Annotated in this window: 15 protein-coding genes; 9 read left to right on the forward strand and 6 right to left on the reverse strand. The window is 71.8% G+C overall.

Annotated elements, in window-relative coordinates:
* Position 1 precedes the first annotated feature (1 nt).
* Positions 2–439 (reverse strand): MarR family winged helix-turn-helix transcriptional regulator, encoded by a 438-nt coding sequence (locus ACYVNR_RS16560; protein ID WP_045192132.1) that lies wholly within the window; start codon positions 437–439, stop codon positions 2–4.
* A gap of 144 nt (positions 440–583) precedes the next feature.
* Here ACYVNR_RS16560 and ACYVNR_RS16565 point away from each other — a divergent pair, with 144 nt between their 5' ends.
* Positions 584–1,822 (forward strand): MFS transporter, encoded by a 1,239-nt coding sequence (locus tag ACYVNR_RS16565; RefSeq protein WP_045192088.1) that lies wholly within the window; start codon positions 584–586, stop codon positions 1,820–1,822.
* 59 nt (positions 1,823–1,881) lie between these two features.
* On the opposite strand, the gene ACYVNR_RS16570 is transcribed toward ACYVNR_RS16565, so the two are convergent.
* On the reverse strand, positions 1,882–2,370 hold the full coding sequence (locus ACYVNR_RS16570; protein WP_458801236.1) for an Hsp20/alpha crystallin family protein: 489 nt from the start codon (positions 2,368–2,370) through the stop codon (positions 1,882–1,884).
* Between the two features lie 135 nt (positions 2,371–2,505).
* Positions 2,506–4,152 carry an FAD-binding dehydrogenase gene (locus ACYVNR_RS16575; protein ID WP_045192086.1) on the reverse strand — a complete coding sequence of 549 codons (1,647 nt, stop codon included), beginning with the start codon at positions 4,150–4,152 and terminating at the stop codon, positions 2,506–2,508.
* Between the two features lie 10 nt (positions 4,153–4,162).
* On the opposite strand from ACYVNR_RS16575, the gene ACYVNR_RS16580 reads away from it, so the two are divergent.
* The 5 genes from ACYVNR_RS16580 to ACYVNR_RS16600 all read left to right on the forward strand — a co-directional run bounded on the left by ACYVNR_RS16580 (position 4,163) and on the right by ACYVNR_RS16600 (position 8,449).
* Complete coding sequence (locus tag ACYVNR_RS16580) at positions 4,163–5,413, forward strand: glycosyltransferase 87 family protein (protein WP_461049459.1); 1,251 nt, start codon at positions 4,163–4,165, stop codon at positions 5,411–5,413.
* A 15-nt stretch (positions 5,414–5,428) separates the two neighbouring features.
* Positions 5,429–6,037 carry an ATP-dependent Clp protease proteolytic subunit gene (locus tag ACYVNR_RS16585; protein WP_461049461.1) on the forward strand — a complete coding sequence of 203 codons (609 nt, stop codon included), beginning with the start codon at positions 5,429–5,431 and terminating at the stop codon, positions 6,035–6,037.
* Complete coding sequence (locus ACYVNR_RS16590; protein ID WP_045192084.1) at positions 6,034–6,636, forward strand: ClpP family protease; 603 nt, start codon at positions 6,034–6,036, stop codon at positions 6,634–6,636. Before ACYVNR_RS16585 ends, ACYVNR_RS16590 begins: the two co-directional genes overlap by 4 nt.
* 105 nt (positions 6,637–6,741) lie before the next feature.
* Positions 6,742–7,491, forward strand: a complete 750-nt coding sequence (locus ACYVNR_RS16595; RefSeq protein ID WP_045192083.1) for a D-Ala-D-Ala carboxypeptidase family metallohydrolase — start codon at positions 6,742–6,744, stop codon at positions 7,489–7,491.
* Positions 7,492–7,495: 4 nt separating this feature from the next.
* Positions 7,496–8,449, forward strand: coding sequence for a phage tail tip lysozyme (locus tag ACYVNR_RS16600; protein WP_461049464.1), 954 nt, complete (start codon positions 7,496–7,498; stop codon positions 8,447–8,449).
* A 15-nt stretch (positions 8,450–8,464) separates the two neighbouring features.
* On the opposite strand, the gene ACYVNR_RS16605 is transcribed toward ACYVNR_RS16600, so the two are convergent.
* Positions 8,465–8,851 carry a helix-turn-helix domain-containing protein gene (locus ACYVNR_RS16605; RefSeq protein ID WP_045192082.1) on the reverse strand — a complete coding sequence of 129 codons (387 nt, stop codon included), beginning with the start codon at positions 8,849–8,851 and terminating at the stop codon, positions 8,465–8,467.
* Between the two features lie 240 nt (positions 8,852–9,091).
* Between ACYVNR_RS16605 and ACYVNR_RS16610 the strand changes: the two genes are divergently transcribed.
* Both ACYVNR_RS16610 and ACYVNR_RS16615 read left to right on the forward strand, forming a co-directional pair.
* Positions 9,092–10,105: an ATP-binding cassette domain-containing protein gene (locus ACYVNR_RS16610; protein WP_461049466.1), complete on the forward strand. Its 1,014-nt coding sequence runs from the start codon at positions 9,092–9,094 to the stop codon at positions 10,103–10,105.
* Positions 10,102–10,959: an ABC transporter permease gene (locus tag ACYVNR_RS16615; RefSeq protein ID WP_045192080.1), complete on the forward strand. Its 858-nt coding sequence runs from the start codon at positions 10,102–10,104 to the stop codon at positions 10,957–10,959. Before ACYVNR_RS16610 ends, ACYVNR_RS16615 begins: the two co-directional genes overlap by 4 nt.
* Before the next feature lie 3 nt (positions 10,960–10,962).
* On the opposite strand, the gene ACYVNR_RS16620 is transcribed toward ACYVNR_RS16615, so the two are convergent.
* Both ACYVNR_RS16620 and ACYVNR_RS16625 read right to left on the reverse strand, forming a co-directional pair.
* Positions 10,963–11,994 carry a class I mannose-6-phosphate isomerase gene (locus tag ACYVNR_RS16620; protein WP_461049468.1) on the reverse strand — a complete coding sequence of 344 codons (1,032 nt, stop codon included), beginning with the start codon at positions 11,992–11,994 and terminating at the stop codon, positions 10,963–10,965.
* A gap of 59 nt (positions 11,995–12,053) precedes the next feature.
* Positions 12,054–13,085 (reverse strand): LacI family DNA-binding transcriptional regulator, encoded by a 1,032-nt coding sequence (locus tag ACYVNR_RS16625; protein WP_461049470.1) that lies wholly within the window; start codon positions 13,083–13,085, stop codon positions 12,054–12,056.
* A 191-nt stretch (positions 13,086–13,276) separates the two neighbouring features.
* Here ACYVNR_RS16625 and ACYVNR_RS16630 point away from each other — a divergent pair, with 191 nt between their 5' ends.
* Positions 13,277–18,397 (forward strand): GH92 family glycosyl hydrolase, encoded by a 5,121-nt coding sequence (locus tag ACYVNR_RS16630; protein WP_461049472.1) that lies wholly within the window; start codon positions 13,277–13,279, stop codon positions 18,395–18,397.
* The last annotated feature ends 3 nt before the right edge of the window (positions 18,398–18,400 follow it).

Consider the following 18,400-nt stretch of genomic DNA (forward strand, 5'->3'; position numbering starts at 1 on the left):
GTCAGGAGCGGTGGAGGAACTCGACGAGGGCGGCGAGCTCGGGCACCTCACCGGCGCTGCCGAGTGACTCCTCCAGCACCTGGTCGTGGGTGGGGCTCGCCTCGGCGTGGAGTCGCCGCCCGGAGGGGGTGAGCTCGGTGTAGATGCCTCGCCGGTCGTCGGCGCAGAGCACCCGGGTGAGCAGGCCGCGGTCCTCGAGCCGGTTGACGAGCCGGGTCGTGGCCGACGAGGAGAGCGCGGCGGCCCGGGCGAGCTGGGACATCCGCATGTGCCAGCCGTCCTGACGTGACAGCGCGTCGAGCACGGTGAACTCGACGACCGACAGCCCGTGCCGGCGAACGAGCTCACGCTCGAGTGCGGCCTCGATGTGCCCGTGCAGTGCAGCGAGGGTGCGCCACCCGGAGGCGCGCACCTCGACGGCGGTGTCCGCGATTCCCATGCCCATCATCATAGCGCGCGTTTGCAATATGCCGCGCGTGCAACTAACGTCGCTCAGCATCAAGTAGTTGCACGCGCGGCATACCGGCGAAGGCAGAGAGGCTCGGCCCCGGCGTCCGCACCTGTTCGGAAGGACCAGGAACCCATGCCACTCGGTCTCATCGCCCTCGCTCTCGGGGGCTTCGGCATCGGCCTGACGGAGTTCGTCATCGCCGGCCTCCTCAGCACCGTCGCGGCCGACCTCGGGGTCAGCATCCCGACGGCCGGCTACCTCATCAGCGGCTATGCCCTCGCCGTCGTCCTCGGCGCGCTGGCGCTCCCGCCGCTGCTCGGGCGCTGGCGTCCCAAGCGGGCGCTGCTGGTGCTCATGGGACTCTTCGTCGCCGGCAACGCGCTCTCGGCCCTCGCCCCCGGGTATGCCGTCCTGCTCGGCGGTCGCGTCGTCGCCGCCCTCGCGCACGGGGCGTTCTTCGGCATCGGCGCCGTGCTGGCGGCCTCGCTCGTGGCCGCCGACCGCAAGGCGGGCGCGATCTCGATCATGTTCGGCGGCCTCACCCTCGCCAACGTGCTCGGCGTGCCGCTCGGCACCTTCGTCGGCCAGCAGTGGGGCTGGCGCGCGACCTTCGCCGTCATCGCCGCCGTCGGGGTCGTCGCGGCCGCCGGCATCGCTGCGCTGGTCCCCGACTCGGGCGACGTCGAGGCCGACGGCGAGGCTGGTCCCAGCTCCCGGTCGACCGTCGGCCTCCGGGCCGAGCTCGAGGCCTTTCGCAACGGCCAGGTGTGGCTCTCGCTCGGCATGACGGTGCTCGTCTTCGGCGGCATGTTCGGGGCGTTCATGTACGTCGAGCCGCTGCTCACTCGGGTCACCGGCTTCGACGAGTCGGCGGTGCCGTGGCTGCTCGTCCTCTTCGGCGTCGGGCTCTTCGTCGGCAACCTGCTCGGCGGGCGCTGGGCAGACCGGGCGCTCACCCGCACCCTCGTGCTGCTCACCGTGGCGCTGGGCGTCTCGCTCGTCGGCTTCGCCCTGCTCGCGCACAGCCCACTGGGATCGGCGGCGATGCTGCTGGCGATGGGCTTCTTCGGCTTCGCGACCGTGCCGGGCCTGCAGATGCGGGTGCTCGCGCACGCGGCGGGCGCTCCGACGATGGCGTCGTCGGCCAACATCGCCGCGTTCAACCTCGGCAACTTCCTGGGCGTCTGGCTCTCGGGCCTGGCCCTGGCTGCCGGGCTCGGCTGGACGTCACCGCTCTGGGTGGGGGCAGGCTTCGCCGGCCTCGGCCTCGTCGTCATCCTCGCGGCCAACGCCGCCGAGCGCCGCGCGGCCGAGCGCCGCGCGGTCGTGGACGGTGAAGCGCTCGCCACCCCGGTCGGTGCGCCGGCCTGATCCGCACCCGGACAGGTGCAGGGGCTCGGCGGTCCACCGCCGAGCCCCCCGGGTCCTGGTCAGGCGGACGCGTGTTCCTTCGTCGCCTCCGTGTCGGCCCCCTCGATCTCGCGGTGCGCGTCGGCCGACGAGCCTGCGTGCGACACGGTGATGCGGCGCGGCTTCGCCTCCTCGGCGACCGGGATGGTCAGCGACAGCACGCCGTCGCGGTAGTCGGCCTCGATGCGGTCGAGGGCGAGGCCGCGGCCGAGCGAGAGCTGGCGGGCGAAGGTGCCGGCGGGCCGCTCGCGCGAGAGCCACTGGGCGCCCTCGGCCTCGGGCGACCGGCGCTCGGCCCGGACGGTGAGCGTGCGGTCCTCGACGTCGATGTCGATGGTCGACGGGTCGACGCCGGGCAGGTCGATGTGGGCGATGAAGCTCTCGCCGGACCGGTAGAGGTCCATCGGCATGATCGACCCGGAGGCGGATGCCCCGCGCAGGCCCTCGCCCAGCAGGCGGTCGAACGTCCGGTCGATGGAGCGGAACGGGTCGAAGGTGGTGGTGCTCATGATCTACTCCTCGGAGAACGGGGCCGACCTGATCGGCCTCAGTGAACCTTTCTTGAGTGATAACCGCTCAACTTCGTGCTCTGTTCCCGTTGTAGACGATCCGCGCGGGTGTCGTCAAGACCCCCGTCCCCAGCGTCAGAGGGCCGCCGCCACCGAGCGTCCGGCGGTGCGACCGCTGAAGAGGCAGCCGCCGAGGAAGGTGCCCTCGAGCGAGTTGTAGCCGTGCATGCCGCCACCGCCGAAGCCGGCCACCTCGCCGGCCGCGTAGACGCCGGGGAGCGGGTCGCCGCCGGGCCGCAGCACCCGTCCCGCGAGATCCGTCTCGAGCCCGCCGAGGGTCTTGCGCGTGAGGATGTTGAGCCGGACCGCGACGAGCGGTCCCGCCTTGGGGTCGAGCAGCTTGTGCGGGCTCGCGACCCGGATCAGCCGGTCGCCGCGGTAGTGCCGTGCCCCACGCACGGCGGTGATCTGGGCGTCCTTCGTGAAGTCGTTGTCGATCTCGTTGTCGCGGGCCACGACCGTACGGCGGAGCGACTCGAGGTCGATGAGGTCGTCACCGGTGAGGGCGTTCATCCCCCGGACCAGCTCGTCGAGCGAGCGGGCGACGACGAAGTCCTCCCCGTTGCGCATGAACGCCTCCACGGGCGCGGGTGCGCCACTGCGCGCGCGACCCAGCACCTGGCGTACGTCCTTGCCGGTGAGGTCGGGGTTCTGCTCCGAGCCGGAGAGGGCGAACTCCTTCTCGATGATCTTCTGCGTCAGCACGAACCACGAGTAGTCGTAGCCGGTGCGCATGATGTGCCCCAGCGTGCCGAGCGTGTCGAAGCCGGGGAAGTAGGGGGCCGGGAAACGACGGCCGCGCGCGTCGAGCCACAGCGACGACGGGCCGGGCAGGATGCGGATGCCGTGGTTGTCCCAGACGGGGTCCCAGTTGCGCAGGCCCTCGGTGTAGTGCCACATGCGGTCGGGGTTGATGACGTTGCCGCCGGCCTGCTGGGTGATGCCGAGCATCCGGCCGTCGACGTGGGCGGGCACCCCGGCGACCATGCGCGCGGGGGGCGTGCCGAGCCGCTCGGGCCATGCCCGGCGCACGAGGTCGTGGTCGCCGCCGATGCCGCCACTCGTCACGACCACGGCCTGGGCCGCGATCTCGAAGTCCCCGACCTCCTCGCGGCTGCTCGGGCGGCCGCGGTCGACGCCGTCGGGCGCCAGCACCCGTCCCCGTACGCCGGTCACCGTCCCGCCCGACAGCACGAGGTCGTCGACGCGGTGCCGGAACGCCAGGGTCACGAGGCCCTTCTCGACGGCGGCACGTACGCGCTTCTCGAACGGCTCGACGATGCCGGGGCCGGTTCCCCACGTGATGTGGAAGCGCGGCACGGAGTTGCCGTGCCCGTCGGCCCGGCCGTCGCCGCGCTCGGCCCAGCCGACGACGGGGAAGAGGCGGTGCCCCTGCTCGTGCAGCCACGAGCGCTTCTCGCCCGCGGCGAAGTGCAGGTACGCCTCCGCCCACTTGCGGGGCCAGAAGTCCTCGTCGCGGTCGAACTGTGCCGAGCCCATCCAGTCCTGCGTGGCGAGCTCGAGACTGTCGCGGATGCCCATCCGGCGCTGCTCGGGGCTGTCGACCAGGAAGAGCCCCCCGAAGCTCCAGAAGGCTTGTCCGCCGAGCGACTGCTCGCCCTCCTGGTCGACGAGCACCACCCGCTTGCCGCGGTCGGCGAGCTCGGCGGTGGCGACGAGGCCGGCGAGACCGGCTCCCACGACGACGGCGTCGGCATCCATGGCTCAGATCATGTCATCCGGTGCGGCCCGGTCCGCGCCCGTGGTCTGCGACGATGCGAAGGTGCTGGCTCCGGCCCGGGTGAGGTGGGTGCGCCTGCTGGCCGGACCCGCGCCGGTCGCAGCGGTGGTGCTCGTCGCTGCCGTCGCCGCCGCCGTGCTGACGAGCCTGCGTGGCGGCCTCACCGATCTCGGCGTCTACCAGGAGGCAGGTCGGGCCCTGGTCGCCGGGCCGCCCGCCACGGCGCCGCGCGACCCGGTGACCGGCTTGTCGTTCACCTACCCGCCGTTCGCGTCGGTCGTCATGGTGCCCCTGGCGTTCGTGCCGGCCTGGCTCGCGGCTGCCGTCTGGACCGGCGCGTCCACCGCGGCGCTCGCGGCGGCCGTCGCCCTGGTGCGACGCGCGCAGGACCGCCCGGCACCGGGCTGGCTCGCAGCCGCCGTCGCCGGGGGCGCCGTGGCTCTGGAGCCCGTGTGGCAGAACCTCGCCTTCGGGCAGGTCAACGTTCTCGTCATGACGGCCGTGCTCGTCGACCTGCTCCGGACCGAGCGGCGCTGGTCCGGCGTGCTGCTCGGGCTGGCCGCCGGGGTGAAGCTCACCCCGCTCGTCTTCGTCGTGCTGCTCGTCCTCGTCGGTCGTCGTGCGACCGCCCGGCGTGCGCTCGTGGCCTTCGGTCTGACGGTCGCGTCGGGTTTCCTCGTGGCACCCCGGTGGGCCGTGTCCTACTGGACCGACGGCCTCGTCGACGCGGGCCGGGTGGGGCCGCCGTCGCTGACGCACAACCAGTCCGTGTACGGCGCCCTCACGCGGCTGCTCGACGCGCGGCCGTCCCTGCCGCTGTGGCTGGCAGTCGCCCTGCCCGTCGGCGTCGCGATCGTCGTCACCGCGCGGGCCCGGTGGCATCGCGGTGACGTGCTGCTCGCCACGTGCCTGGCGGCGCTCGCCGGGCTCGTCGTCTCGCCGATCTCGTGGTCGCACCACTGGGTGTGGGCGGTGCCGGTCGCCCTCGTGCTCTGGGAACGCAGCCGGTGGGCGGCAGCGTCCTGGACCGCGGTCTTCGTGGCCCGGCCGATCCTCTGGCCTCCGTGGGGCGGGCGCCGCGAGTACGCCTGGGGCCCTGTCGAGCACCTCGTCGGCAACGTCTACCTCCTCGCCGCCCTCGCCGTCTGCGTCTGGGCGGTGCTCCCGCTCACGCACCGACCGGCATACGCTGTCGGCGAATCTGCCCGTGGCAGAGAGAGATTCCGTATGCCGCAGCGCTGAGCAACGCTGGTTCGCATGACCGAGACACTCACGCCAACCCTGCTGGACGACCAGCTGTCGATGCAGCTGCTCCACCAGCGGATCATCGTCCTCGGGGCCGAGGTCGACGACCCGGTCGCCAACCGGGTCACCGCCCAGCTGCTGCTCCTCTCGGCCCGCGACCCGCGCACCGACATCAGCCTCTACGTCAACAGCCCCGGCGGCTCGGTCACCGCGGGCCTCGCCATCTACGACACGATGCGCGTCATCCCCAACGACGTGTCAACTCTCGCAGTGGGATTCGCGGCCTCGATGGGCCAGTTCCTGCTCGGCGCCGGCACCTCGGGCAAGCGGTTCGCCCTCCCCAACGCGCGCATCATGATGCACCAGCCGTCGGCCGGGATCCAAGGCACGGCCGCAGACGTCGAGGTGCAGGCCAACAACCTCAAGGCGGTCAAGCGGCGCGTCAACGAGCTGCAGGCCGAGCACACCGGGCAGACGGTCGAGCAGATCACGCACGACAGTGAGCGCGACCGGTGGTTCAGCGCCGAGGAGGCGCAGGCGTACGGGATCGTCGACCACGTCGTCACCTCGCTCGCCGACGTGCGCCCGGTGGGCGTCGAGCGCAAGGTGGGCCTGCGATGAGCTACACGATCCCGTACGTCGTGGAGCGCACCCCGGCGGGCGAGCGCAGCTTCGACATCTACAGCAGGCTGCTGCAGGAGCGGATCATCTTCGTGGGCACCGAGATCGACGACGGCGTCGCCAACGTGGTCATGGCCCAGCTGCTCCACCTCGCCGACGTGGCGGCGGACCGTGAGGTGTCGCTCTACGTCAACAGCCCGGGTGGGTCCTTCACGGCGCTCATGGCGATCTACGACACGATGCAGTTCGTGCCGACACCCGTGGCGACGTACTGCCTCGGCCAGGCGGCCTCGGCGGCAGCAGTGCTGCTCGCGGCGGGGGAGTCGGGGCGACGGTTCGCCCTGCGGCACTCGCGGGTGCTGTTGCACCAGCCGTCCGCCGGCGGGCAGGGAACGGTGAGCGACCTCGCCCTGCAGGCCGACGAGCTGCTGCGCGTGCGGTCCCAGGTGGAGGAGGTGCTGAGCCGGCACACCGGCCGCAGCATCGAGCAGCTGCGTCTCGACACCGACCGCGACAAGGTGCTGACCGCCGAGCAAGCCGTCGACTTCGGCCTCGTCGACCACGTCGTCGAGCGCGCGTCGGAGGCCGCGAGGGCCTGAGGCCCGTGCGGGGTGGGGAGTTCTCCCCATCGGCTCGACGCGCGACATCGGCGAGGCTCGGCCAGTCTCTTTCGTACAGGCAGAAACCTCGCGAAAGGACCTGAAATGCGCAGGAGCAGGCTCACCCACGCCTTTGCAGCCGTCGCACTCGTGCTCGGCGGCCTCGGTGTCGCCACGGCGACGATGACCGTCTCGGCCCCCACCGCCCACGCCGACGAGTGCTACTCGTGGCCCCGCACCCTGAGCTCGGGTGCGTCCGGCAGCGACGTCACGCAGCTGCAGGTCCGCGTCGCCGGCTGGGTGCCCCGCGGACAGGTCATGGGCATCGACGGGTCCTACGGCTCGCAGACGACGACGGCCGTCACGAACTTCCAGCGCGCGTACGGCCTCACCGCCGACGGCGTGGCCGGCCCGGCGACCTTCGCGAAGATCTACGAGCTGCAGGACCCCGACTGCTCACCGGTCCACTTCACCTACGCCGAGGCGAGCTACAACTGCGGCAAGGGCTTCACGGGCGGGGCCACGGAGAAGGAGAACATGAAGCGGGCCCTGTGGCGCGCCGAGGCGCTGCGCCACCAGCTGGGCGACCACCCGCTGAAGGTCACGTCCGGCTACCGCGACTCGGCCTGCAACGCCTCGGTCGGCGGCGCGAGCAACAGCGTCCACCTCACCGGCGGGGCGCTCGACCTCGTCCCCGGTGACGGCGCGACGTCGATCTGCAGCATCGCCAAGCAGGCCCGCTACGCCGGCTTCGGCGGCATCTTCGGCCCCGGCTACCCGGCGCACGACGACCACGCCCACGTCGACATCCGCTCCAGCATCGCCTGGGACGCCGACGCGTGCGCGGGTTGGTGAACCCGTGAGCGCCACCAGGATCCGCCGCGGCATCGCGGGACTCGTCGCGGGTGTCGCGGTCGCCGTGCTCGGCGTCGTGGCGGCGCCGTCGGCGTCGGCCGCGTCGAACGACGAGATCGCCTTCGACTACTTCGTCGGCAAGGGCCTGACGGAGAAGCAGTCCGCGGGCATCGTCGGCAACCTCATCCAGGAGTCCGGCAGCCCGATCAACCCGTACGCCGACCAGCCCGGTGGCCCCGGGATGGGCATCGCCCAGTGGAGCGAGGGCGGCCGTTGGGACACCGACTCGCGCGACAACATGGTCTGGTACGCCGGGCTGTCGGGGCGCAGCCGCTACGCCCTGGCCGCCCAGCTCGACTTCACCTGGTACGAGCTGTCGACCTTCTCGGGCTACGGCCTCGCCGAGCTGCGCGGCACGACGTCCGTGAGCAGCGCGACGACCGTCTTCATGCAGAAGTTCGAGCGGTGCGGCACGTGCGCGACCACCCAGCGCGTGGCGTACGCCGACGACGTCCTCGCGAAGTACGGCACCGGCGGCGCCGGCGGGGGCGCCACGGAGACAGCGCTCCCCGTGCTGCGCAACGGCAGCTCGGGCTCGGCGGTGCGCACGCTGCAGTACATGCTGCGGGCCTCGGGTCGGGCCGTGACGGCCGACGGCGTCTTCGGCTCGGGCACCGACTCGGCGGTGCGCAGCTACCAGTCGGCCCACGGGCTCACCGTCGACGGCATCGTCGGCGACAACACGTGGTACTCGATCCTGCCGGTGCTGCGTGAGGGCAGCAGCGGTGAGGCGGTGAAGGGCCTGCAGCGCGAGCTCGTCGACGCCGGCTACTCGCTGACCGTCGACGGCTCGTTCGGGCCCGCGACGACGACGGCGGTGCGGTCCTACCAGTCTCAGGTGGGCCTCGTCGTCGACGGCGTCGTCGGCAACAACACGTGGGGCAGCCTCGTCGACTGAGCCCCGTCCCGCAGGTCAGGCGGCGATGACGACCATGCCGGTCGTCATCGCCGCCCCGTGCGGTGCGGGTGCGTCGGCGGGTGCGGCGAGGCTCGAGCCGGCGCGCGACGTGAGGTCGAGCACCCGCCCGCCGACGGCGCCGTCGGCGGCGAGGTCGCGAAGGTCGCGGTGGGCGGCGCCGACGAGGCTCATGATGCTCGAGTCGAGCGAGATGCAGATCGCCTCGAGCACCTCGGACGACGGCTCCTTGAGCCCGCGCTCGACCTCGGAGAGGTAGGCGACCGAGATGCCGGCGCGTGCGGCAACCTCGGCGAGGGTGCGGCCCTGCCGGGTGCGCAGGCCGCGGAGCAGGCGGCCGTAGACCTCGCGCAGCAGCGGCGTCCGGGGAGCGATCTGGGTCATGGCCGTCTCCGATCTGGGGTGCGTCCGTCCAGCGTCGCACGCGCACAGCCGATCTCGTCCGCCCTGCGGGCGACGAGGCCGTACGCCGTGGGCGAACGTCCGTGGCCTCGTGGCCTCACCAAAGATGTTGACGCCGTTCACATGGATCGGTGACGCTGTCGGTGTCGCCACCTACCCTCGAAGGTGCGCATCCACGCACCGGCAGCTCACCTCTGCACACACCACTTGGGGAGCCCTCACATGACCATCACCTCCGACGTGCGCTCGGCGCACGACCGGTCGACGGGCCCGGCCATCGAGGCCGAGCACCTCGTCAAGCGCTTCGGCGACATGACCGCCGTCGACGACGTCTCCTTCTCCGTGCCCCGCGGCTCCGTGCTCGGCCTGCTCGGCCCCAACGGCGCCGGCAAGACGACCACCGTCCGCATGATGACCACCCTCACGACACCGACGAGCGGCACCGCGCGTGTGGCCGGCTTCGACGTCACCCGCGACCCCGAGTCCGTCCGGCGCAGCATGGGGCTCACCGGCCAGGCCGCCACCGTCGACGAGATGCTGACGGGCCGCGAGAACCTCCGGCTGATCGGCTCGCTCTACGGCCTGCCGGGTGCCGAGGTGCGTCGCCTGTCGGACGAGCTGCTCGAGCGCTTCTCGCTCGCCGAGTCCGGCAACAAGGTGGCGAAGGAGTACAGCGGCGGAATGCGGCGCCGCCTCGACCTCGCGGTCAGCCTCATCGCGGCGCCACCCGTGCTCTTCCTCGACGAGCCGACGACGGGGCTCGACCCCCGCAGCCGCGTCGAGCTGTGGGAGGTGCTCCGCGGTCTCGTCCGTGACGGCACGACCCTCCTGCTGACGACGCAGTACCTCGAGGAGGCCGACCAGCTCGCCGACCGCATCGTCGTCATCGACCACGGCCGGGTCATCGCCGAGGGCACCGCCCTCGAGCTCAAGGACCAGTCCGGCCAGGCCGCGATCGTCCTCACGGTGTCGCACCCCGAGCAGCTCGAGGAGGCGCGGGCCCTGCTCGCCTCGCACGTGCGTGAGGTCCACGTCGACGAGTCCGCCAGGCAGCTCACAGCGCCCGCCGAGGGCCTGTCCGACATGACGCGCGTCGCGGCCGTCTTCGACCGGTCCGAGATCGTCCTCGACGACCTCGGTCTCAAGCGCCCGAGCCTCGACGACGTGTTCCTGGGCCTCACCGGCCACCGGGCGGAGCAGGATGCCACCACCGAGCAGACGGGGGAGTCCCGATGACCCAGTCGTCCACGACCACCACCACGACCACCGAGCCGCGCGCCCAGGCGCCCGGCTACCCCACGCCGAGCCTCGCCCGCCAGGTCGCGATGATGGTGTGGCGCAACCTCAAGCACACGCGGCGACAGCCCGAGATGCTCACCGACGTCACGATCCAGCCGATCATGTTCGTCGTCCTCTTCGCCTTCGTCTTCGGCGGCTCCATCCAGACCGACAGCGCCTCGTACCGCGAGTGGCTGCTGCCGGGCATCATGGCCCAGACGATGGCGTTCTCGTCGTTCATCGTCGCCAACGGCCTCAACATGGACCTCGAGAAGGGCATCATCGACCGGTTCCGGTCGCTGCCGATCTCGCGTGGCGCCGTGCTCATCGGCCGCAGCTTCTACGGCATCATCCACTCGAGCATCGGCATCTTCGTCATGTCGATGACCGGCCTCGTCATCGGTTGGCGCATCCGCAACGGGTTCGGTAACGCGGTGCTCGCCTTCGCGCTGCTCCTGCTCTTCGGGTTCGCCATGATCTGGGTCGGCATCCTCGTCGGGTCGGCGATGCGCTCCGTCGAGGCGGTCAACGGCCTGATGTTCACGACGATCTTCCCGGTGACCTTCCTCGCCAACACGTTCGCCCCGACCGAGGCGATGGCGCCGGTGCTGCGCACGATCGCCGAGTGGAACCCGGTCAGCGCCCTCGTCCAGGCGATGCGCGAGCTCTGGGGCAACGTGCCCGGCCCGCGTGGCGACTCGGCGCTGCCGCTGCAGCATCCGGTGCTCGCGAGCATCGCCTGGTCGGTGCTCATCACCGCCGTCGTGGCACCCCTCGCGGTGCGGGCCTACATCCGCCGCACCACCGACTGACCCTCAGACGGGCGGCAGGCACCGCACGACGGTGACGTCACCGTCGAGCTCCACCTTCCCCGCCCCATAGGGCACGAGCAGCACGTCGCCCCGTTCCACCTCGGTGGGGCGGGGCGACGTCGTCGCGCCGCCCGCCGTCGTCAACGTGCCGGATCCGGCCACGACGACGACGACGGCGAAGCCCGCGTCGCCGGTCGCGGGCGAGCCCGGCGTCGCGCGCAGCACCTCGGCCCGGAAGAACTCCGTCGCCTGCTCGGGCAGGGCGTGGCCCGTGCCGGTGACGTCGGTCCAGCGACGCCGCAGGCCGACCAGGTCCTCCTGCGTGAGGGGTCCGCGGTCGACGCTCTCCAGGGCACACGCCGCGGTGAGGCCGAGGAACGCGTGCGCCTCCTCGAGGCCGAAGCGGCGGTGCTCGAGCATGACCGACAGGTCGGTCGGCTCCTGCAGCTCGAGCACGAAGACGCCCTCACCGATGGCGTGCGGCTGTCCACCGGGCACGAGCACGGTGTCGCCGGCCCGCACCTCGATGCGGTTGAGCGCCTCGAGGAGACGCTCGTCCTGGGCCTCCACGAGCGCAGCGAGCTCGTCGGCGGGCAGCTCGTCGCGGAAGCCGAGCCAGACGCTGGCGCCGGGCTCGGCGTCGAGCACGATCCACGCCTCGGTCTTGCCGTGCTCGCAGTCGAGGTGGGCTGCGGCGAAGGCCCGGTCCGGGTGCGAGTGCACGGGGAGACGCTCGCCGGCGTCGAGCAGCTTGGTCAGCAGACCCGGCTCGACGCCGTGCGCGGCGACGTGGTCGGCGCCGAGCCAGTGGTCCGGGTCGGCGGCCAGCGCCTCGGGCAGCGACGTGCCGTCGGGCAGGACGGTCACCCCGCCGCCGCCCTCGGCGAAGAGCCTCGTCGTCGAGGCGAGCCAGTCCTCGGGCCGGTGGCCGTCGAAGTCCGAGGGGGTCTCGAGCCCGCGGAACGCGAGGATCCGCTCCCCGCCGCGGTAGAAGCGGCGCGGGGTGTTGAGCGGGAGGCGGGTCGGTGCTGACACGTTCGGGGTGCTCCTCGACGGATCGGTGGGTGGGGCAGCGGGTCGGGCGCGTTGCAGCGTCATCGCGAGGCGGGGCTCCGTCGCAGGCCGGAGCCGCGCACGACGAGTCGGGTCGGCATGACGACGGTCTGCGCGGGCGACTCGTCACCGAGCAGCCGGGCGAAGAGCTGCTGGGCGGCCTTCTGCCCCATGGCTGCCGGGTCCTGGTGCACGACGGTGACGGGCGGGTCGACGAGGTCGGCGAGCTCGAAGTCGTCGTAGCCGACGAGCGACAGGGGCAGCCGGAGGTCGCGCAGGGCGAGCAGCAGCGCGATGGTGATGCGGTTGTTGCCGGTGATGACCGCCGTCGTGGGGTCGGCCGTCTCGGTCCAGCGGGTCAGGGTCTCGCGCACCGACGTGGGTGAGTGGGGTCCCATCGACACGCGCGCGCTGCCCGGCAGGCCGAGGGACTGGTGGGTCGCGACGAAGGCCTCGCGGCGCTGGCGCGCCGTCCAGAACGCGGGGTCGTCACCGAAGAGGGCGATGCTCCGGTGGCCGTGCGCCACGAGGTGCTCGACGGCGCTGCGGATGCCGCCGTGGTTGTCGCTGAGGACGGTGTCGCGCGGGGTGCCGCGCACAGGGCGATCCATGTAGACGATGGGCGTCTGGCTCGCCTCGACGGCGGCGTCCGAGGAGGCGCTCTCGTCGGCCGGCACGACGACGATGCCGTCGACCCGGCGGTTGATGAGCGCCTCGATGACGGCCCGCTCGCGCGTCGGGGAGCCCTCCGCCGACGCGGTGATGAGCTGGTGCTGGCGGATGCGCGCCTCGCGCTCGACCGCGGCCCCGATCTGCGAGTAGAAGGGGTTGGCGAGGTCCTCGACGACGAGGGCGATGGTGAAGGTGCGGCCCTGGCGCATCATCCGCGCGCCGTCGTGGCGCCGGAAGCCGAGACGCTCGATGACGGCGCGGACCCGCTCGGCGGTGTCCGGCCGCACGCCCGGCTCGTGGTTGACCACGCGCGAGACCGTCTTGACCGAGACGTGGGCCTCGGCGGCGACGTCGGCCATCGTCGGGCGGATGGCTGTCCGGTGGTCAGACAACGCTGTCATGCCTGCCATCCGACCAGCGGGCGCCCGAAAAGGCAACGCGTGGTGCGGGCTCGGGCGCCCGCAGTGGCCGTTCTGTCCGATTCGATGTCTCGACCGGACAAGAACCCTTCGCCCTGTTGACGCCCTTTGTCGCCGGCGGCGAGTCTCGCCGGGTTGACAGCACGGCTCAACGACGAGCACGGAGGAACCCCATGCCCCACAGATCCGGGATCCGCAGAGGCGTCATCGCCCTGGCAGTCCTGGCCACCTCGACCACAGGAGTGGTCGCTGGTCCGTCCCAGGCGGGGGCGCTCGACGCGTCCGCCTCACCCTCTCTCATCACGCCTGCCGCGGACGCCGGGGCGGGCGACTTCTCGACGTCGTTCGAGTCGGGCCAGCCGCAGCCCGAGCTCTCGACCGTGGAGACCGGCGCCGACGGCGCGCGGCAGCAGAACGTCTCCGGGACCGCGAGCACCGACGGCAGCCTCCTCGGCTCGGTCACCGGCGTCACCGCGAGCGCCGAGAACGGCCCGGGCGAGGTGGCGGCGAACCTCGCGGACGCCAACCCCGACTCGAAGTGGCTCGCCTTCGCCTCGAGCGCGTGGGTGCGCTACCAGCTCAGCACGCCGGCCAAGGCGGTGCGCTACTCGCTCACGTCGGCCAACGACGCGCCCGAGCGGGACCCCAAGGACTTCACCCTCCAGGGCTCGACGGACGGCACGACGTGGACCGACCTCGACCGCCAGACCGGCATCGACTTCTCCGGCCGCTTCGCGACGCGCACGTTCACGGTGACGACACCGGGGACGTACGCGTACTACCGCCTCAACGTCACGGCCGTGCACTCCGGCGGCACCGTGCAGCTCGCCGACTGGGACCTCTCCGACGGCTCGACGGGCTCGGGCCCGGCCTCGCCGATGAAGACTGTCGTCGGCTCCGGCCCGATCTCGGGCTTCAACATCAAGCCCCTCGTCGGGTGGACCGGCGTCAAGGCGCTGCGCTACTCGGGCGGCCACACGGCCGACGGCCGGGGGTACGCGTGGAACCGCCTCTTCGACGTCGACCTGCCGGTCACCGCGAAGACGCAGCTGAGCTACAAGATCTTCCCCGACATGGTCGCCGGTGACCTGGAGTACCCGTCGACGTACGCGTCGCTCGACCTCAGGTTCACCGACGGCACCTACCTCTCGGACCTCGGAGCCGACGACCAGCACGGCGTCGCCGCGAGCCCGAGCGGGCAGGGCAGCGGCAAGATCCTCTACGCCAACCAGTGGAACGCCGTCTCGCTCGACGTCGGCAAGGTCGCCGCGGGCAAGACGATCGACCGCGTGCTCGTCGGCTACGACAACACGGGCGGCGCGACCAAGGACACGCGCTTCGGCGGCTGGATCGACGACATCTCCGTCCAGGGTGACCCGGCCGTCGTCGACGGCTCGGACCTCACGAACCACGTCGACGTGCGACGCGGCACCAACGCGTCGGGCGGCTTCTCCCGCGGCAACAACCTGCCGATCAGCGCGGTGCCGAACGGCTTCACGTTCTTCACGCCGGTGACCGACGCGAACTCGCAGTCGTGGGAGTACAACTACCAGTCGCAGAACAACTCGGCGAACCTGCCTGTGCTGCAAGGGCTTGCGATCTCGCACGAGCCCAGCCCGTGGATGGGCGACCGCAACCAGATGTCGGTGATGCCGTCCGCCACGACGGGCACGCCCACCGGCAGCGCATCCGGCCGAGGCCTCGCCTTCGACCACGCGACCGAGGTGGCCCGCCCCGACTACTACAAGGCGGTCCTCGCCGGCGGCCTCACCGCCGAGACGGCTCCCGCCGATCACGGCGGCGTCTACCGGTTCACGTTCCCGGCGTCCGCGGCCAAGGGCAGCCTCGTCGTCGACACCCGTGACGTCAACGGCACGTTCAGCGTCGACGCCGCGACCGGCACGATGACCGGTTGGGTCGACAACGGAAGCGGCTTGTCGGCAGGCCGCAGCCGGATGTTCGTCTACGGCACGTTCGACCGCCCGGCCTCGGCCGTCGGCACCGCGCCGAACGGTCACGCCGGCACCCGCTACGCGAGCTTCGACACGAGCCGCGACAAGCAGGTCGTGCTCAAGCTCTCGACGTCGTTCATCTCCCTCGACCAGGCGAGGAAGAACCACGCGCTCGAGCTCGCCGACCGCGACTTCGACGCCGTACGCGCGTCCGCGAAGCAGGCGTGGAACGCCCGCCTCGGTGTCGTCGGCGTCAAGGGAGCCAACGACTCGGACCGCACGATCCTCTACTCGAACCTCTACCGGCTGAACCTCTACCCGAACAGCCAGTTCGAGAACACGGGCACGGCCGCGGCGCCGCGCTACCAGTACGCGAGTCCCGTTGCGGCCAAGTCGGGTTCGGCCACCGCGACGACGACGAACGCCGCTGTCAAGGACGGCAAGATCTACGTCAACAACGGCTTCTGGGACACCTACCGCACCGTGTGGCCGGCCTACAGCCTCCTCTACCCCGAGGTGGCGGCCGAGATCGCCGACGGCTTCGTCCAGCAGTACCGCGACGGCGGCTGGGTGGCGCGCTGGAGCTCGCCGGGCTACGCCGACCTCATGACGGGCACGAGCTCCGACGTGGCCTTCGCCGACGCGTACGTCAAGGGCGTCAAGCTGCCCGACCCGCTCGGCGCGTACGACGCCGCGGTCAAGAACGCGACGGTGCTGCCGACGTCGAGCGCCGTGGGCCGCAAGGGCCTCGACACCTCGACCTTCCTCGGCTACACGAGCACCAACACCGGTGAGAGCGTGTCGTGGGGCCTCGAGGGGTTGATCAACGACTTCGGCATCGGCACGATGGCGGCCACGCTCGCGAAGGACCCGGCGACCCCGGCAGACCGTCGCGCGCAGCTCGCCGAGGAGTCGAAGTACTTCCTCGAGCGTTCGACCCACTACGGCAACCTCTTCAACCCGAAGGTCGGCTTCTTCCAGGGCCGCGCCGCCGACGGCAGCTACCCGACGGACTTCGACCCGGAGGACTGGGGCGGCGACTACACCGAGACGAACGCCTGGAACTTCGCCTTCCACGCACCGCACGACGGCAACGGCCTGGCGAACCTCTACGGCGGCCGCGACGCGCTCGCCAAGAAGCTCGACACGTTCTTCTCGACGCCCGAGACCGCGACGAAGCCCGGTGGCTACGGCGGCGTCATCCACGAGATGCTCGAGGCGCGTGACGTGCGCATGGGGCAGCTCGGCCAGAGCAACCAGGTCTCGCACCACATCGCGTACATGTACGACTGGACCGGCCAGCAGTGGAAGACGGCCGAGAAGGTGCGCGAGATCATGCGGCGCCTCTACGTCGGGTCCGAGATCGGCCAGGGCTACCCGGGCGACGAGGACAACGGCGAGATGTCGGCCTGGTACGTGCTCTCCTCGCTCGGCATCTACCCGCTCCAGGTCGGCTCGCCGAACTGGGCCATCGGGTCCCCGAAGTTCGACCAGGTGACGGTGAAGCGCACGCAGGGTGACCTCGTCGTCAACGCGCCGGGCAACTCGGAGACGAACATCTACGTGCAGTCGGTCACCGTCAACGGCGCCAAGCACAAGAGCGTCTCGATCAACCAGAGCGAGATCGCCGGCCCGACCACGGTCGACTTCGCCATGGGCGACAAGCCGTCCGACTTCGGCTCGCGCGCCCAGGACGCCCCGCCGTCCCTCACGCAGGGCACCGAGGCGCCGAAGCCGCTCAAGGACGCGACCGGCCCGGGCCGCGGCACCGCGACGGCGACCGACCTGGCCTCTGGCCAGGACGCCAAGGCGCTCTTCGACAACACGTCGCGCACGTCGGCGACGTTCAGTTCCGCGACGCCGACCGTCGGCTTCACGCTCTCGGGCGTCGGCCAGCGGGCGACCTGGTACACGCTCACCTCGGGTCCGAAGGCCGGCGACCCGTCGGCGTGGCGCGTCGAGGGCAGCAAGGACGGCGGCGCCACGTGGCAGACGCTGGACACGCGTACGGGGCAGGTCTTCCCGTGGCGCCAGCAGACGCGTCCGTTCGAGATCCCGCACACGGGCACCTTCACGACCTACCGACTCGTCGTCACGGCGACGGTCGGCGGGGAGGCCGCGAACCTGTCGGAGGTCGAGCTGCTCACCGACGGCTCCAAGGCCCAGAACACCGGCATCAAGGTGTCGGCGGCCGAGGCGTTCGAGACCTCTGAGGACACGTCCTGGACCGGGACCGTCGCGACCTTCTCGGGTGGCGTCGGCCAGGGCCAGGACCCGTCGGCCACGGCCACGGCGACGATCGCCTGGGGCGACGGCACGACGTCGGAGGGCGCGATCGCAGCCGGTGACCTCGGCTCGTTCACGGTCCGCGGCACCCACACGTGGAGCAAGCCGGGCCCGTACCGGCCGAAGGTCACGGTGACGGCCGGGGGCGGCAGCGGGTCGGCCCTCGGCTCGGCGACCGTGCACCAGGCATCCGTGCCCGCGTACGCCGCGGGGTTCGACTCCGTGTGCTTCGGCAACGTGGGCGACTCCGTCCCCTGTGACGGCGACCGGGCGGGCCTGTCCCGTGAGGCGCTCGCCGCAGCGGGTGGGGTGCCGGGCAAGCTGCTCACCGTCCCTGGCACCGACCTGCGGTTCTCGATGCCGGGCATCCCGGTCGGCCAGAAGGACAACGCCACCGGCGCCGGCCAGACCCTGCCCGTGACACTGGCACCGGGCGCGACGCAGCTCTCGCTCATCGGCACGGCGACGCAGAAGAACCAGGACACGACCGCCACGGTCCGCTTCACCGACGGCTCCACGGCGAGCTACAAGGTGCAGTACGGCGACTGGTGCGGCTCGCCCCAGTTCGGCAACGTCGTCGCCCTCGAGATGGCCTACCGCCTCAACGGGACCGGCACCGACAGCTGCCGCGCCAAGCTCTTCGCGACCGCGCCGCTCACGGTGCCGGCCGGGAAGACGGTCGAGTCGATCACCCTCCCGACCCAGACGGGCGACCCCAAGTCGGCCGGCCGGATCCACGTGTTCGCGGTGGCCGACAACGGCTCGGCGCTCGGCGTCACGGCTGGCGGCGACGCCACGGCGACCGCAGGCCAAGCCGGTGACGTCACGCTGGGCACCGCCAAGGGCGGGGTCCCGGCGGCAGGCGGCTACACCGCCCGGGTCGAATGGGGCGACGGCACCGTGACCGAGGACGCGACGGTGACCACCGGGGCCGACGGCACGGCGACGGTCGAGGGCGCGCACACGTGGGCCGCGGCCGGCACCTACGCCGTGCGGGTCCTCGTCTCCGACTCGCGGTCCGACGTGCTCAGCACGCTGACCGTCACGGTCGGGTAGCCG

It is taken from the genome of Terrabacter koreensis (assembly GCF_054783315.1).